Origin of the sequence: Flavobacterium resistens (assembly GCF_900182645.1) — a bacterium.
GTDB classification, from domain to species: domain Bacteria; phylum Bacteroidota; class Bacteroidia; order Flavobacteriales; family Flavobacteriaceae; genus Flavobacterium; species Flavobacterium resistens.
On sequence record NZ_FXTA01000002.1, the window covers coordinates 324,638 to 342,826 of the forward strand.

The 18,189-nt window shown below is 34.0% G+C and carries 12 protein-coding genes; 8 read left to right on the plus strand and 4 right to left on the minus strand.

Translation table 11 applies throughout. The features are described from left to right. The first annotated feature begins 106 nt into the window (after positions 1-106). Positions 107-658: a hypothetical protein gene (locus tag FN795_RS07500; RefSeq protein ID WP_035646188.1), complete on the plus strand. Its 552-nt coding sequence runs from the start codon at positions 107-109 to the stop codon at positions 656-658. 51 nt (positions 659-709) lie between these two features. Continuing rightward, entirely contained in the window at positions 710-1,276 is a 567-nt protein-coding gene (locus FN795_RS07505) for a hypothetical protein (protein WP_142450058.1), read from the plus strand. Between the two features lie 29 nt (positions 1,277-1,305). Here FN795_RS07505 and FN795_RS07510 read toward each other — a convergent pair whose 3' ends face one another. The 3 genes from FN795_RS07510 to FN795_RS07520 are packed head-to-tail and all read right to left on the minus strand — an operon-like array spanning position 1,306 to position 3,429. Continuing rightward, positions 1,306-1,659, minus strand: coding sequence for a hypothetical protein (locus FN795_RS07510; protein ID WP_142450059.1), 354 nt, complete (start codon positions 1,657-1,659; stop codon positions 1,306-1,308). 10 nt (positions 1,660-1,669) lie between these two features. Continuing rightward, positions 1,670-2,440: a hypothetical protein gene (locus FN795_RS07515; RefSeq protein WP_142450060.1), complete on the minus strand. Its 771-nt coding sequence runs from the start codon at positions 2,438-2,440 to the stop codon at positions 1,670-1,672. A gap of 14 nt (positions 2,441-2,454) precedes the next feature. Beyond that, a complete protein-coding gene (locus tag FN795_RS07520) occupies positions 2,455-3,429 on the minus strand; it encodes a polyprenyl synthetase family protein (RefSeq protein ID WP_142450061.1) in 975 nt (324 codons plus the stop codon). Between the two features lie 265 nt (positions 3,430-3,694). Between FN795_RS07520 and FN795_RS07525 the strand changes: the two genes are divergently transcribed. The 6 genes from FN795_RS07525 (at position 3,695) to FN795_RS07550 (ending at position 12,027) form a co-directional block, all read left to right on the plus strand. Beyond that, positions 3,695-4,216 (plus strand): YceI family protein, encoded by a 522-nt coding sequence (locus FN795_RS07525; protein ID WP_142450062.1) that lies wholly within the window; start codon positions 3,695-3,697, stop codon positions 4,214-4,216. A 107-nt stretch (positions 4,217-4,323) separates the two neighbouring features. Then, on the plus strand, positions 4,324-4,923 hold the full coding sequence (locus tag FN795_RS07530; protein ID WP_142450063.1) for a TetR/AcrR family transcriptional regulator: 600 nt from the start codon (positions 4,324-4,326) through the stop codon (positions 4,921-4,923). 20 nt (positions 4,924-4,943) lie between these two features. Next, complete coding sequence (locus tag FN795_RS07535; RefSeq protein WP_142450064.1) at positions 4,944-6,275, plus strand: TolC family protein; 1,332 nt, start codon at positions 4,944-4,946, stop codon at positions 6,273-6,275. 9 nt (positions 6,276-6,284) lie between these two features. Beyond that, positions 6,285-7,352, plus strand: a complete 1,068-nt coding sequence (locus FN795_RS07540) for an efflux RND transporter periplasmic adaptor subunit (RefSeq protein WP_142450065.1) — start codon at positions 6,285-6,287, stop codon at positions 7,350-7,352. Between the two features lie 139 nt (positions 7,353-7,491). After that, positions 7,492-10,668 (plus strand): efflux RND transporter permease subunit, encoded by a 3,177-nt coding sequence (locus tag FN795_RS07545; RefSeq protein WP_142450066.1) that lies wholly within the window; start codon positions 7,492-7,494, stop codon positions 10,666-10,668. Positions 10,669-10,776: 108 nt separating this feature from the next. Further along, positions 10,777-12,027, plus strand: coding sequence for a TCR/Tet family MFS transporter (locus tag FN795_RS07550; protein WP_142450067.1), 1,251 nt, complete (start codon positions 10,777-10,779; stop codon positions 12,025-12,027). Between the two features lie 52 nt (positions 12,028-12,079). Here the strand turns inward: FN795_RS07550 and FN795_RS07555 are convergent, their stop codons facing one another. Continuing rightward, a complete protein-coding gene (locus FN795_RS07555) occupies positions 12,080-18,118 on the minus strand; it encodes a T9SS type A sorting domain-containing protein (protein WP_142450068.1) in 6,039 nt (2,012 codons plus the stop codon). Positions 18,119-18,189 lie beyond the last annotated feature (71 nt).

Genomic DNA, 18,189 nt, shown 5'->3' on the forward strand with positions numbered 1-18,189 from the left:
AATATACTTTTTGTTAAATAGAAACGCAAAAGTACAACAATCACATTTATTTAAATCTTTTTTTTACGTACTTTTACGTAAAAATTTGTTAAAATAAACGTTAACTATGAGTAAAAATCAAAATTCAATCGTTTTCAATTCTTTTTTTGTGATTTTGGCTGTATTATTTTTCAACGTTGGAAATGCACAACAAAATTATGTCATTGACAATAGCAATCATTTTTGGGATAAGGTTCAGTTTGGTGGTGGACTTGGATTGGGTTTTGGATCAGGTTACACCAATATTTCGGTTATGCCAAGTGCTATTTATAACATAAATCCCATAGTTTCAGTAGGTGCTGGACTGCAGTTTGGTTATTTATATCAAAAAAACTATTATGAATCTTTCGTTTGGGGTGGAAGCGCAATTGTACTCGTAAACCCGATTCCTCAAGTTCAATTATCTGCCGAATTAGAACAGGTAAGAGTAGATACAGATTATGAACAATATTACAATCAGCCAAGTTATTCTGATGCTTATTGGAATACTGCCTTGTATTTGGGAGCGGGTTATAGAACAGGAAATGTTACTATTGGTGGGCGTTACGACGTTTTATATAATCCAAACAAAAGTCTTTACGGATCTGGATTTATGCCTTTTGTGAGAGTTTATTTCTAAGGTGCTAAGGTTCTGAGGTGCTAAGATTCTAAGGTTTTTAAAAGCGAATAGTTGAAGAAAGTTATTTTTATAATTACAGCAATTATAGTTTTTGGCTGTAACAATTCGAAGAAATTAGATGTTAATAAGGAAAAGGTTGCGAAAAAAGAATTGCGACCTTTTTTTGATTCTGATGAAATTGATCATTATTACTTGAATTTTTCGGAAGAAGATTTTACAGAAATTTTGATGAAAGAAAAGAATACACCGAAAGAACTAGAATTTATAGATTTATTCGTTCATCATTTTCCAGATACAATTCCAAAAGAAAATTTTGAAAAAATTCTATTAAATTATAGTTATAAAAAATCAAATTTATCACATAAACAGCAGAAAGAAATTGAAAATGTGTTTAGTGAAAAAGATTCATTGCAAGATACTTTTGCCGCCTGTGCAGCAGAATACCGAGATATTTTTATTTTTAAAAAGAAAAAAGAAACAGTAGGGATAGTAAAGATTTGTTTCAAATGTGGCCGTGTTCAATTTGTGGGGAATAAAATTGATACTGAAGGATTTGGACTTTGGTCTGAATTAGATAAATTGCACAATATCGTTCGTTCCAATGAGAAAAAACCTTAGAATCTTAGTACCTTAGCACCTCAGAATCTTTACTTATAATAATTCCGAAACCAAACCTTCTGCCATTCTCTTTTTAAAATCAAAAAGGCAACTTGTTCAGCTAGAATAACTAAATCAGAGCCATCGAGTTGTTTGATTTCGTTTTCTGGAACGTCGATTATGTATAAGAGATTTAAATATTCAGCAAATTTGTACTGAATCATTCGGTAGATTTTTTCGTGAAGCTGAATTTTCAATTCTTCGGGCGAAATACTCAAAGGGAAATCGATTCCTTCATTAGCCAAATTAAAATCTTTATTAATCTGCTCGATTAATTTCAAGTACAAAGATTCCTTTTGGGCTTCTTCAAATAATAACTCTGTATTTAATGGCGAAACATACATAATTTAAAAATTAGAAATGGCAATTTTCTGAGTCAATAATAATTTCAATGCGTTTATTTGTTGTTTTTGATTTCCAATAATCAACAATTTTAGTCAGCAAAATATCGCCTCCTGCATAGAAAAAAACAGCTCCCATTGGCGGGTTGGATGTCGGAATTAATCCGAAGGTTTTGGGTGCCCATTTCCAGCATTTAAAGTAGGTTCCGGCCAATTCAATAAATATAACACAAAGGGCTATGAAATAATATAAATTTTGCCATTTTTTTCTTTTTAAAAGCAAAAAGAAAAATATCCCAAAAATAAGCGAAAAAATATCTTTTAGAAAGAATCCGACAGCTAAAAACAATGTAGTAAAAGCTGCTGCAAAACATTTTCTAAATAAATTATCCTTTTTAACGGCTATTTGTGTGTGGGCAAAAACATAGCCTGAAGCAAAAACAATAGCGTGTCCAAAAGGAACATATATTGGAATAAATGCGGTTCGGTAATCGTACATTTCGAGCAAAGTGCAAAAAATAAATTCACCCAAATAGGACAAAAATACCATTGCAAACATTAATTTTCTCAAATAAGCATCTGAAGACCAGAAGAAAAAGCAAAAATATAGTATGGACAAGATGTTTGTAATCTGACGTCCATCAAAATAATGTTCGGTAAAAGAAACACTGTCGATTCCTAAAGCCAAAATGGTAAAAAAAGGAAAACAGACTGCAAAAAACAATTGCATTTTTGCATTGTAATTTTTGTCATTAAAGAAAAGAACATTTATTATTTGATTCATAAAGTCCTATATGTTTAAACTTTACGTCCCATTAAGTTTTCGCCAAATGTCCTCAGGATATTTTTCTTTTCAGAATTAATATCCATTTTTTCTAAAGTTTCAAAAGCCTTAAAAGTGTACATTTCTATCGCGTCTTGTGTTGCTTTTGAAGCGCCTGATTCGTTAAAAATTGCTTTTGCAGTTTCGATTTTTTCTGAATTTTCATCCAATTGCAAACGGAATAATTTTTCTAATTCGGCTGCTTTTTCAGGAGTTGAAAATTCTAAGGCTTTTAAATATAAATAGGTTTTTTTATTTTCAATAATATCGCCACCAACTTGTTTTCCAAAAGTTTCGGGATCTCCAAAAGCATCTAAATAATCATCCTGCAATTGGAAAGCTAATCCTAAATTCAATCCGAAATCATAAATCAAATCGCCTTCTTTTTCTGAAGTTTTAGCTACAATTGCGCCCATTTTCATTGCTGCTGCAACTAGAACGGCGGTTTTATATTCAATCATTTTTAGATATTCCGGAATAGTAACATCTGTTCTTTCTTCAAAATCAACATCCCATTGCTGGCCTTCGCAGACTTCAAGCGCGGTTTTGCTGAATAATTTGGCTAAATCTCTAAAAACGGCTGGTTCGTATTGTTCAAAATACTGATAAGCCAGAATCAGCATCGCATCTCCAGATAAAATTCCGGTATTGATATTCCATTTTTCATGAACGGTTTCTTCTCCTCTTCGTAGTGGAGCGTCATCCATAATATCGTCGTGTACAAGTGAAAAATTATGAAAAACTTCAACTGCCATTGCAGCCGGAAGAGCTGTTGTGTAATCGGCATCAAAAACTTCTGCAGCCATTAAAGTAAGCACCGGACGCATTCTTTTTCCGCCAAGTCCTAAAATGTATTCGATAGGCTCATAAAGATTTTTAGGTTCTTTTTGTATGCTTTGTTTTTTTAAATAACTAATAAAAAAATCCTGGTACTGACTTATATCGTGCATAAAATGAAATTCTGATTTACGAGGCTCAAAGATACAATTCAATTATGAATTATTGCTTTGTAAATGCGAAATGCTAAGAAACATTTAATGATTGCTTTTAAAGGGCATAAAATGTTTCCTTAAAATAATTATAAAAAAACTTGGAAACTTTTTTGGTATTCAGAGTTTCCTGTATATATTTGCATCCGAATTTGGAAACTAAGAACACTAAAAAAGTTTCCTGAATATTTTGAGTAATTTATAAACTCAATTAAATCAGATAATTATGAAAACAACATGGACTTTAGATTCTACACAATCAGATGTTTTAATTAAAATGAGACATTCTATAATTGCTTATTTAGGAGGAACTACAAATAAATTTGGCGGTTATGTGAATATTGAAGATAATGAGATTGAAGATGCGTCAGTAGAATTTTCATTTGATATTAATAACAAAAATGAAAGCTTTCAGCAAATTGACACCAACTTGCAGCTTCAGGATTTTTTTGATGTAGATGAGCATCCGATTATCAGTTTTAAGTCGACTTCTTTTCAGAAAGTAAATAATAATATTAATTTTTTTAAAGGCGATTTAACGATAAAAGATGTGACCAAAGTTGTAGAACTTGATGCAGAATTTATTGGTATTAATAATTACAACGGCGAGAAAAAAGTTGCTTTTGAAATAAAAGGAGATATCAAGCGTCAGGATTTTGGATTGGACTACAATTCATTTAATCATAACGGAGGATTAGCGCTTGGAAGAGATATTAAACTTATTGCCAATTTAGAATTCAGCATATAAATCTTACATAATGAATAAATTAATGTAAAATTATTACAAATATAATGGAAACTATTTTTCTGATTTTAGTTTCCTAAGTATATTTGTAATGCAACTTGAAAGTTAAAATGAAAGAGAAAATTATATCAAAAGCTAGTGAGCTGTTTTTAAGACTTGGTTTTAAAAGCGTGACCATGGATGATATTGCCGGAGAAATGTGTATTTCAAAAAAAACGATTTACAAATATTTCTGCAATAAAGAAGTTTTAATTGAAGAAAGTACTTCGATGGTTCATAAACAGGTACATGAAGTCATCGATACTATTGTAGCAAAAAATTATAATGCGATTCATGAAAACTTTGAAATTAGAGAAATGTTTCGTGATATGTTTAAAAATGCAACAGACACTTCTCCTCTTTATCAGTTGAAAAAGCATTATCCTGAAATTTATCAAAATGTAATGACGCACGAAATCGAACAATGCAATCATTATTTTAAAGATAATATTTTAAAAGGCATTAGAGAAGGCTTATACAGAGCAGATCTGAATATCGATATTTATGTGAAATTTTACTACACTTTGATTTTTCATATCAATGAAACGACAGTTTCAGAAAGAGAAGCTCAAAAAATAGAGTTGGAAGCTTTGGAATATCACACCAGAGCAATGGCAACAGAAAAGGGAATACAGGAACTCGAAAAACAACTTAAAAAAATCACCGCTTAATCGCCAATATATATAATTTTATGAAAAAAATAATTGTAATACTACTGTGCACTGTTGGCTTGTCTGCCAATGCACAAGTCACTTTAACCTTGAAAGACGCGCTTGTTTATGCGCTTCAAAATAAAGCCGATGCTAAAAAGGCAAAATTAGAGGTTGAGAATAGTGAGTACAAAATTCAGGAAATACGTTCTAGAGCGTTACCTCAGATTTCTGCAAACGGAAACTTAACTCATAATCCGATAATTCAGACAACTGTTATTGATGGAGCAGGTTTTGGTCAGCCAGGAACTACAATTCAGGCAGCATTTGGTCAAAAATGGACTTCAAACGCTGGACTTTCATTAACTCAGGCGATATTCGATCAATCTGTTTTTACAGGTTTAAGAGCTGCAAAATCTACTCGTGAATTTTATCAAATCAATGATCAATTAACAGAAGAACAAGTTATTGAAAGAGTAGCAAATAACTACTATTCTGTATATGTACAACGTGAAAGATTAAAATTGCTAGACAGTACTTATTTTAATACTACAAAAGTTCATGATGTTGTAAAAGGGCAATTTGATAATGGTTTAGCTAAGAAAATTGATTTAGACCGTATTATTGTAAAATTGTCAAATATTGATACAGATCGTCAGCAAGTTAAAAATCAAATTGAATTACAAGAAAATGCTTTGAAGTTTTATATGGGTATGCCAATTGAAACTCAAATTATTATCCCAAAAGAAGAATTTGAAGCTGTACCAGCGTCTTTAACTGAAGTTCCAAATGTAGAAAACAGAACAGAATATCTGCTTTTGAAAAAACAAGAAGAGCTTTTAGTATTCAATAAAAAAGCTGTTGAAGCGGGATATTATCCAACACTTTCTTTAACTGCTGGTTACAATTATATTGGTCAGGGGCCGCAAATGCCTTGGTTTGCAAAACCTTCAGATGGTGTGTATTGGTCAGATTACGCTGCCATTGGACTAAACTTACACGTACCAATTTTTACAGGATTTGGAACTCGTGCTAAAGTAAGACAAGCCGATATAGAAATCAGATCACTTCAGGAAGATATCAAAGACACTAAACTTTCTCTTGACTTGGATTACAGAAACGCAATGGCGCAAATCGATAATAACATGGTAACCATCCAAAACCAACAAGAAAATATGCGTTTGGCTCGTGAAATTTTGAGCAATACAAAAAATAATTATCTGCAAGGTTTAGCATCTTTAACCGATTTATTGGATGCTGAAAATGCTCACCAAGAAGCTCAAAATAATTACACAAGAGCTGTTTTAAATTATAAAATTGCCGAAGTGGCATTAATCAAATCAAAAGGCGAACTAAAAACTCTTATTAAATAACTAATTACAATGAAGAAAACTATTATAACAATCGTAATCATAATCGCAGCTTTGGGTGTGATTGGATATGTTTTAAATAACAATAAGAAAAAGAATAAGGAAAAAACAGATATCGTAGCTGAGAAAAATGCTGCAGTTTCAGTTAAGGTTACTCCGGTTAAAACTGAAGTTGTTTCATTAGACTTCGTTGCTAACGGAAACTTTGCTCCAACTCAGGAATTGACTTTCTCTGCTGAAAAATCTGGAAAAGTAATTAGTGTTTTAGCTAAAGAAGGTGATTACGTAAGAGTAGGTCAGACTTTATTGACAATGAGAGGTGATATCATCAATGTAAATGCTCAGCAAGCTCAGGCAGTTTATAATAATGCAAAATCTGATTATGCTCGATATGAAAATGCTTTTAAAACTGGCGGTGTTACAAAACAACAATTAGATCAGGCAAAATTGGCTTTAACAAATGCTCAGTCAAATTTAACTCAAGCAAACATTAATGTTGGTGATACAAAAGTAAAAGCACCAATCAACGGATTTATCAATAAAAAATATATTGAGCCAGGTTCTATCTTAACAGGAATGCCTGCAACTGCATTATTTGATATTGTAAATACGGCAAAATTAAAATTGACAGTTACTGTAAACGAAAATCAAGTAGCAAGTTTGAAATTACATGATAATATCAATGTAACAGCAAGTGTTTATCCTGATAAAACTTTCCCAGGAAAAATCACTTTTATCGCTGCAAAAGCTGATGCAAGTTTAAACTTCCCAGTTGAAATTGAAATTGCAAACAATATTAACAACGACTTAAAAGCAGGTATGTACGGAACAGCAAATTTTGCATCTAAACAGCAAAAACAAAGCTTAACAGTTGTTCCTAGAAATGCATTTGTTGGAAGTGTAAGCAGTAATGAAATTTTTGTAGCTGAAAACGGTGTTGCAAAATTGAAAAAAGTTGTTGCTGGAAGAATTTTAGGAGATCAAGTAGAAATTTTAAGCGGATTATCTGATGGCGAAAAGGTTATTACTACAGGTCAAATCAATTTACAAGACGGAAATACAGTAGAAATTATTAAGTAAGCTTTAAGCTATAGGCAATAAGCAATAAGCTTTTAAAAGCCTAATGCATATAGCTTAAAACCTACAGCCTGAAAAAAAATATGAAATTAAACCTTAAAGCTTAAAGCCTACAGCCTAAAGCCTATAGCATAAAAAAAATATGAAATTAGCCGAAATATCCATAAAACGTCCGTCGCTGGTAATTGTATTGTTTACAATTCTGACTCTTGGTGGATTGTTCAGTTACAGCCAATTAGGCTACGAGCTGATCCCAAAATTTGAACAAAATGTTATTACAATTTCTACTATTTATCCTGGAGCTTCTCCGAGTGAGGTAGAAAATACCGTAACCAAAAAAATAGAAGATGCGATTGCGTCTTTAGAGAACGTAAAAAAGATTGACTCTAAATCGTACGAAAGTTTATCCATCGTTTCGATTACATTAACATCAAATGCTAAAGTCGATTTTTCTTTGAACGATGCACAGCGTAAAATTAATGCGATTATTAGTGATTTGCCAGATGACGTGAAAACGCCGGCATTGACCAAATTCTCGTTGAGTGATTTGCCAATTATGACGCTTGGCGCCAATGGTAAAATGGACGAAGCTGCCTTTTATGACTTAATTGACAAAAAAGTAGCGCCTATTTTATCTCGTGTACAAGGTGTGGCGCAGGTAAACATTATTGGTGGTTCTGAGCGTGAAATTCAGGTGAATCTTGATGCTGTAAAAATGCAGGGTTACGGACTTTCTATTCCTCAGGTACAGCAAAATATTTTGACTTCGAACTTGGATTTCCCAACAGGAAACATTCAAACAAGAAATCAAAAGATATTAATTCGTTTAGCAGGTAAATATAAAAGTGTTGAAGAATTAAGAAACTTGGTGGTTTCTTCTCAAAACGGAATTCAAATTCGTTTAAGTGATATTGCCGATGTTCAGGATACGCAGAAAATTGCTGAAAAAATATCACGTGTAGATCAAAAAAGTGCCATCGTACTGCAAATCATCAAACAATCTGATGCAAACGCGGTTGCGGTAAGTGAGCATTTATTAAAAACAATTGCAACTCTTGAAAAAGATTATAAAGAAAACCAGCTTAAATTAGAAGTTGCAAAAGATAGTACAATCTTTACTCTTGAAGCAGCAGATTCTGTTGTTCACGATTTATTGATTGCGGTAATTCTGGTAGCATTTGTAATGTTGTTTTTCCTTCACAGTATTAGAAACTCATTGATTGTAATGGTATCTATTCCTGCATCGTTAATTGCAACTTTCATCGGAATTTATTTAATGGGATATACTTTGAACTTAATGAGTTTACTTGGATTATCTCTTGTTGTTGGTATTCTTGTGGATGACGCGATTGTGGTTTTGGAGAATATTTACAGGCACATGGAAATGGGTAAAAGCCGAATCCGTGCCTCTTATGATGGAACAGCTGAAATTGGTGGAACTGTAACGTCGATTACATTGGTAATTGTTGTAGTATTCTTGCCGATTGCGATGAGTTCTGGATTGGTTTCTAATATCATTACGCAGTTCTGTGTTACGGTAATTATCTCTACGATGTTATCATTGTTGGCTTCATTTACTATTATTCCTTGGTTGTCTTCTCGTTTCGGGAAATTAGAGCATATTGAAGGAAAGAATTTATTTGGAAGAATCATTCTTGGTTTCGAAAGCTATTTAACACGTTTCACTGATTGGGTTTCTCATTTATTGACTTGGTGTTTGGATCACTATATTAAAACTTTTGTTGTTGTAATTGTATTGTTTTTCGCTTCAACCATTGGATTAATGGGCGGAGGTTTCATTGGAGGAGAGTTCTTTGCTTCTTCTGATAGTGGAGAGTTCTTGGTACAAATCGAAATGCCAAAAGATGCTTCGTTAGAACAAACGAACTTTATGACGCAAAAAGCAGAAGCTTTCTTAAAAGCACAAGAATATGTTCACAGCCAAATTACAACTGTTGGACAAACTTCTGAAGGTTTTGGAGCATCTCAGGCTACGGCTTATAAAGCAGAGATCGACGTAAAAATGATCGAGCAAAAAGACCGTACAGATGATGCTAACGTATATGCTGCAAAAATCAAACGTAAACTTGAAAAAGTATTAGTTGGAGCAAAAGTAAAAACAGTTCCGGTTGGTATCTTGGGTACTGCTGAAGATGCAACTTTAGGATTAATTGTAACTGGTCCTTCAACAGAAGCGGCTATGGCATTTGCTAAACAAGCTGAAGCAGAATTACGCACAATTCCTGGAACAACAGAGATTAAATTAACGGTTGAAGACGGAAATCCTGAAATTAACGTAAAAGTAGATCGTGATAAAATGGCTGCTTTAGGATTGACACTTCAAACTGTTGGTTTGACAATGCAGACAGCTTTTAGTGGTAACACTGACGGTAAATACAGAGCTGGAGAATACGAGTATGACATCAACATTAGATATAATGCTTTTGACAGAAAAAGTATTACTGACGTTAGTAATTTAATTTTTATCAACAATGCTGGTCAGCAAATTAAATTGTCTCAATTTGCAGATATTACTGAAGGTTCTGGACCTAGCCAGTTAGAGCGTAGAGATAAATCTGCGTCTGTAACTGTAAAAGGACAAAACGTTGGGGTTCCATCAGGAACAATCGTTCAGCAATGGCAGGTTAAATTGGATAAATTGAAAAAACCAGCTGGAGTAAACTACATCTGGGGTGGTGACCAAGAGAACCAATCTGAAGGATTTGGTACTTTAGGAATTGCATTATTAGCCGCTATTATTTTGGTTTACCTTGTAATGGTGAGTTTGTATGACAGTTTCGCGCATCCATTCGTAGTATTATTTGCGATTCCGCTTTCGTTTATCGGGGCGATGTTAGCGCTGGCATTGACAAATAACTCATTAAATATCTTTACGATTTTAGGTATCATCATGTTGATTGGTCTGGTGTGTAAGAACGCGATCATGCTTGTCGATTATACGAACCAAAGAAGAGCTGCAGGAGAATCAATCAGAACGGCGTTAATTCAGGCAAACCACGCTCGTTTGCGTCCGATCTTGATGACAACAATTGCGATGGTATTTGGTATGTTCCCAATTGCATTAGCAAAAGGAGCAGGAGCTGAATGGAAAAACGGTTTGGCGTGGGTAATTATTGGAGGTTTGATTTCTTCTTTATTCCTTACCTTGATTGTAGTTCCTGTAATTTATAATATCATGGAGAAATTAATTCAGAAATTCTCTAAAGGAGAAAAAATCGATTACGAAGCTGAAATGGTGGCTGATTATACGCCAACTGAATTAAGCGAAGACGGTTTTAATCCGAAACATACGCATTAATAGATTTAATTTTTGATTTGTAAATCCCAGGTTCCTTAATTGGAATTTGGGATTTTTTTATTGTTAATTGAAAAATATGTTTATTTGCATCACCTTACTAAAATTATTATGCTACAAAAAGATAAATCGGCAGCGATTGGTTTCATTTTCATAACCATGTTAATCGACATTACCGGATGGGGAATTATTATTCCTGTTATTCCGAAATTAATTGAAGAATTGATTCACGGCGACATTAGTGAAGCGGCTAAAATTGGCGGTTGGCTGACTTTTGCCTATGCGATAACGCAATTTGTGTTTGCACCAGTTATTGGAAATTTGAGCGATAAATTTGGAAGAAGACCTATTATTCTGATTTCCCTTTTCGGATTTTCATTAGATTATATTTTATTGGCTTTTTCACCAACAATTCTGTGGCTTTTTATTGGAAGAATAATTGCTGGAGTAACAGGAGCAAGTATCACAACAGCTTCTGCTTATATTGCTGATGTAAGTACAGCCGAAAACAGAGCTAAAAATTTTGGTTTAATTGGAGCTGCTTTCGGATTAGGATTTATCATCGGACCTGTTATTGGAGGTTTATTAGGTCAATACGGATCGAGAGTTCCTTTTTATGCTGCAGCCATTTTGTGTATGGTAAATTTCCTTTACGGATTTTTCATTTTGCCTGAATCTCTTAAAAAAGAAAACCGCAGACCTTTTGATTGGAAACGTGCGAATCCTGTTGGAGCAATTTTAGGCTTAAAAAAGCATCCGGAATTAATCGGATTGATTTCAGCGATATTTCTTTTGTATGTAGGTTCGCATGCCGTTCAGAGTAATTGGAGTTTCTTCACTATTTATCAGTTTAATTGGGATGAAAGAATGATTGGAATTTCTTTAGGAATAATTGGTCTCTTAGTCGGAGTTGTACAAGGAGGATTAATTCGCTTTATTAATCCAAAATTAGGAAACGAGAAGAGTATTTATGTTGGATTAGCCTTATACACAATCGGAATGTTATTGTTTGCTTTTGCAACAGAAAGCTGGATGATGTTCGTGTTTTTGATTCCATATTGCCTTGGAGGAATTGCCGGACCTGCTTTGCAATCTGTAGTGGCAAGTAAAGTATCGCCAAGTGAACAAGGAGAAATTCAAGGAACTTTGACGAGTTTGATGAGTGCATCTTCTATCATTGGTCCGCCAATGATGGCTAATACATTTTATTTTTTTACTCATAGTGATGCTCCTTTTAAATTCGCAGGAGCGCCATTTATTTTAGGCGGTTTCTTAATGTTATTGAGTACTCTTGTCGCTTATTTTTCATTGAAAAAACATTCCGTTCTAAAAGCAGAAATAAATCCTCAGGAAATCGAATAAAATAAAAAAGCCTTCATTGTTAGAATGAAGGCTTTTTTATTGCTTTGGAAAATTATTTTTTAATGAATTTTACGGTCTTCTGCCTATTTTCAGATTTTACTTTTAAGATATAAACTCCGCTAGAAAGGTTTGATAAATCAATTTCCGAATGAAGATCATTGATTTTCTTAAAGACAACAGATTTTCCAGAGACATCAATAATTTCTACATCATCAATAACTGAATTGTTTTCAATAGTTAAAATATCAATCACCGGATTAGGATAAAATTGGAACGTAGTCAGATTAAAATCTGGTGCCGAAAGTGAACCATTTACTTTAGCTGTTACTGCAAGACGTTCTTTACTTTCAATTCCGTTTATGGTTTGTGAAGCATAATAAGTAGTTCCGTCAACCAAAACAGTTGTTAGAGGCAAAGGAGTTTCAGCTGTTGATTTGTTTGTTTTTCCACTTGAAGAACTTCCAGGAGTGCTATACCATTTAATGTCTTGTCCGTCAATAGTTAAATCGGCTAAAGTCTGTCCCGATTTAAATTCTACAGTCATTTTATTACTTTGTCCGTTTATTGTTGGAGCAATTGGATCAACAACAACATCCATTATTACATAACATCCATTTAGATCAGAAGTGATAACACTGTAGATTCCAGGTGATAAATTAGAGAAAATATTATTTACTGAAAACTGATTTAAATTAGGAGATATTGCATATCTATAACCTCCAGCTCCCCCAGTCGCATTTACCGTGATGTTTTGATTTACAACGTCAACTGTAGCTATCAATGCAATAGGTTCAGTTATAGTAAGCATCATAATGGATAAACACTCATTGCTATCTTTTACAGCTATTTCATGAGTGCCAGCAGGCAGATTAGAAAAAATACTGTTAGCTTGATAAGAACCTCTGTTTAACGAGTAAAGGTATGGAGCTTTTCCTCCAGAAACTGCTATTTGGATTACAGCATCATTGCTTCCTTTACAATGTATTGGAGAAGTAATAGCTGCCGTAACAATCAATGGATTTACACCAGTTAGAGTGGTAGAAAGCGCAAGTATATCGCCGCCCGCATCTTTAACTTTTATGTTGTAAGTTCCTGCTTGTAAATTTGAAGCGATATTAGATGTGCCGTAAGTAATTCCGTTATCAAAAGAATATTGATGAGGATATTTACCACCTGCCGCATTTATGGTTATACGTCCTAAAGATGTACAAGTAATCGGTGTTGTCATAAGAGTACCGAAAATAGTATCTGAAGTGACAAGTATACCAGATTTGCTGGTTTTACATCCTGCAGAATCTGTTACTTCTATAGTATATTTTCCTACTGATAAACCTTCAAAAATAGGAGAAGTTTGAGGACCAACAATTTGTGAGCCGTTTTCATATTTCAGTACATATTGATAAGGAGCTGTTCCGCCTGAAGCTGTAATTGTAATTTTTCCGTCAACGCTGTTAAGTGTTTTGCTATTTGCTACAACATTAGATAAAGATAACAGTGTTGGCTGTAATATGGTCACACTGTTTTCTGAATTGATGGAGCCTTTGGCATCTTTTACCCAAACAGTATAAGTTCCTGCTGTTAGATTGCTAAAAATATTGCTTGTTTGGTAATTTGTTCCCCCATTAATAGAGTATTCATAAGGAGACTCACCTCCTGATGCGGTAATGGAAATACTCCCATTAGATACACAATCTATTGTTTTAACAATAGTAATTTGTGCTTTTATTGCATTAGGCTCTTGATTATTGAAAGATACTCCAAATCCAAAACAGCCAAAGGAATCATAAACCAATATTTGACCTGATCTACCAATATTGGTAAAAACATTACTAGTTTGCAATTCGCCATCGTTAAGAGAATAAAGATAAGTACCACTTCCGCCACTTACATCAAGAACAGTTGCCGTGGTTCCATCAAAAGCAACTCGTCCTCTAATTTTTGTTGGTTCTGCTATGGTGTAAGGCAAAGTGAAAATACAATCGTTGGCATCTTTCACTTTGATATTGTAAGTTCCAGTTGAAACTTCGGTAAATGTGTTGGTATTTGTATAAACATCACTACTTAGTGAATATCGGTATGGAGCTTTACCTCCCAACGCAGTAATTGTTATTGAGCTAGTCTCAAATCGGCATAATACAGGCGTATTTGTTGCCGTTGCGGTTAAGGAAACTAGAGGCTCAATTACTAAACTATTTGTAGAAACGCAATCACCATTATCTCTTACATTAAATTGATAAGTTCCCGGGGCTAAATTAGTAAAGACGCTGTTAGGTGAATATGGACTTCCATTGATAGAATATACGTAAGCTCCTGTCCCGCCAGCAGCATTTATCATCACTGTGGCATTGCTTGTACAATCTACTGCTTTTATAAGTATTGCTGTTGATACTACAGGTGTAGGAGTTACTAAAGTAATTGTTGTAGTTGCTACAGTATTTTGAGCATCCTTAGCCTTGATCAAATAATTTCCTGGGAATCCGTTATAAGTATTTGAAACACTATAAGTAATTCCGTTATCGAAAGAATATGTGTAAGGAGGTGTTCCGCCTGTTGCAGTAACTGTTATAATTCCGCTAGGATTAGTGCAAGTGATTTGAGTTGCTGTAGCAGTTGCTAAAAGTGGAGCTGGTCCATCAACAATCAAAACTGTTTGTATAGACATACATCCATTAGCATCCTTAACCTGAACATTATATGATCCTGCTTTTAAACCGCCAAAAGTATTTGAAGCTTGAAAAGAAACAGCTGGTGGTCCACTTGCATCTGTCAATGCGTAAACATATGGAGCAAATCCTCCTATTGCAGTAACTGTTATTTGACCATCATTAGAACCAACAGTTGTTGAATTTTTAACGCTTACCGTTTGTGTTATAGCATTAGGTTGGAGTATGCGTACGTAAGAAGAACTCAAACAGCCATTCGCATCTTTTATAGTTACATTATAATCACCAGCAGCTAAATTTGCGAAAACATTTGTTGGAAAAAAAGCAGAATTGTCTAACGCGTAAACAAAAGGTGCTTTTCCACCAGTTGCAAGTACGGATATCATTCCATCAGTAGCTTGGAAACAACTTACATTAGTTTGGGTAGTATAAATCACCGGAAGGTTTGCCGGCACAACCATTAAATTACTTGTAGTAGCTAAATTACCATTAGCATCTTTTACAGTAATCGAGTAAGTTCCAACACTTAAATTGCTAAAAACATTAGCCGACTGAAAACTTACTCCATTTATAGAATAAGTATATGGAGCCGTTCCTCCGATCGCATTAGCAACTATTACTGCATTGCTCATACAATCAATTTCTTTAGTAAGGACTGCCGTAGCTACTAATTGATTTACATTTTCAATATGTACCATAAAACCGAAAGATTCGCAGCCTTTAGAATCTTTTATATAAACATGGTGTTGGCCAGTACTTAAATTTGTAAAAACATTATTAGATTGGAACGGACCAAGATCTAAAGAATATAAGTAAGGAGCCGTTCCTGCTTGTCCGTTAATTGTTATGGTTGATCCGTCAATAATAATATCAGGATAAATAGGCATTAGTTGATCTATTACAATTGATTGTGAAGATAATTTATTGTCATTATCTTTTGTAATGATAGTATAATTTCCGGCAGCTACATTAGTAAAAATATTGCTTGCCTGAAAAGTTGCTCCTCCATTGATGGAATAAACATATGGAGTAAATCCGCCTGTCGCTGTAACCGTAATTTCTGCCTTACTAGTACATTCTAATGGTTTTGTAATTGAGGCGATTGTTGTAAGTTTTACAGGAATAATAGCTGTAAATACACCAGGTTCACAATCGTTTGAATCTTTTACTCTTACAGTATGCGTTCCCGTAGAAACATTTGTAAAAACATTATTGGTTTGAAAATTACTGTTATCTAAGGCATAAAAATAAGTTCCAGTTCCTCCTTTTACGTCCAGTAGTGATATCGTGTTATCATCAATCACCATTTCTGCATCTACAACTGATGGTTCTGTAATTGTGTAAGGAAGTGCATTTATACAACCTAGAGCGTCTTTTACTTTGATGACATAATTTCCAGCTTTAAGATTAGTAAATACATTAATACTTGTATAAGAATCATTATTTATTGCATATTGATAAGGAACTTGTCCTCCAGTCACACTGATCGTTAAGTTTGACGCACCATTATGACAAAGTATTGAAGTACTTGTAGCTGTCACGCCTAATTGCGCAGGTTGTTGTATTGTTGCAGATATAGCAGGAGAAATACAATCACCACTATCTTTTACAAGAATAGTATAATTACCGGCTGGCAAATTAGTAAAAGTATTGTTTGCTTTATAGGTTACTCCTCCATCAATAGAATAGTAAAGCGGTATTTGGCCTCCATTTCCAGAAACTTCTATTTTGCCATTGTTTAGGCAACTTGCAGAATTTGTGACTACAGCGTTACCAGTTACCGGAACAAATGCTTTCAATCCCATTGAAAGATTATTAACAACAGTGTTCTGAGCATCTTTTACTGCTACAGGATAAACTCCCGCAACTAAATTATTAAAAGTATCGCTTGTTTGAAACGTCTGTGCTCCATCTATTGAATATAAGTACGGAGGTTGTCCTCCGTAACCAATAACACGAAGTGCACCATTTCCTCTGCAATCTACTTGTTTAACAATCATCGCTCCAGAACTTAAAGGTTGTTCCGCAGCTGAAAGTTTCACCGAAAGTGTAAAACTGCACCCTTGAGCGTCTTTTATTATTACAGAATATGTGCCATCAACTACATCAGAAAAAACATTGCTGTCTTGAAAATTAACCCCATCTAAAGCATATAAATAAGGAGCCTTACCACCAGTAGTACTGATTACAATATTTTGACCAAACGTACTTGAAGTCGCAGTTAAGGCAATTGGTTCTGTAATTGTGTACGGACGTATTTTTACACAACCTAGAGCATCGGTAACTTTAATGGTATAGTTTCCAGCTGTAAGATTATTAAAGACATTGTTATTTGTACTCGCCCCCTCATTAATAGCATATTGATAGGGAGCTTGTCCTGCAAAAGCTGTAATTGTTAAAGAAGCCATTCCTCCCGAGCATAATATTGGTGTATTTACGACATTAAAATCAACAGGAGCAGGCGGAGCTAGTGTAATTGTGTTTGAATATGAAATCGTATTTGTTGCATCTTTTGCTGTTACAATGTAAGTTCCGGCCGGTAAATCATTATAACCATTTGTTGGAGAGTAAGCACCTCCGTTTATAGAATAGAGATAAGGAGGCTGACCTCCAATGGCATAAGCGGCGAGAATACCATTACTTATGCAATCTATCATTTTTACAATTGTCAAATTTGAAGTTAATGCATAGTTTACAGTTGTGCTTACTAATGTTGCACATCCATTAGAATCTCGTACTCTAATATTATAAGATCCGGGTGATAAATTTGAGAAAAAACTAGCCGATTGAAAATTAATTCCATCTAAAGAATATTGATATGGTGCAGTACCGCCAGTGGCAGTAACAATAACATTTTGACGATCAACCAAAGCTGTTGCTACTAAAACTGATGGCTCAGTAATCGTATAATTAATTGAAGTTTTACAGCCATATACGTTGTCTAGAACACTTATACTATAAAAGCCAGCAGGCATAATAGGATAATAATCTTGATTTGTAAACGGTCCGCCATTTATTGAATAAGAATATGAACCACTTCCACCAGACGCATTTATTGATAGCGTTCCAGTGTCACCTTTACATAAAATGGGTTTATTTGAAGCACTAACATTTGTAGATGGAAACGTAGTCAGATTAAAATAATTGGAAGTAATGGTGCCATTATTATCAATTCTTCCATAAATTTTTATTGTCCCAGCAGGGCCATGATAATTTGTTGGATTAGCAATTGCATTTGTATTATTTAATGCATCAGCCTCACTTAAAAAATAAGTTACAGTGGTTTCGGCTGGATTCAAATTGCCTATAAAATCTGCTTTAAGTATATTTAAATTAAAAGACTCACTAGGGCAAATTGTAATTGAAGTTACTTGGGCATAGAAAAAGTTGGAAAATAATAAAAGAAAACAAAGTAGAGTTTTTTTCATAGTATTAGATTTGTTAAAATGGCCTAACAAATATAATACAATAAATATTGTTAAAATTGCGGTTTCCCGTA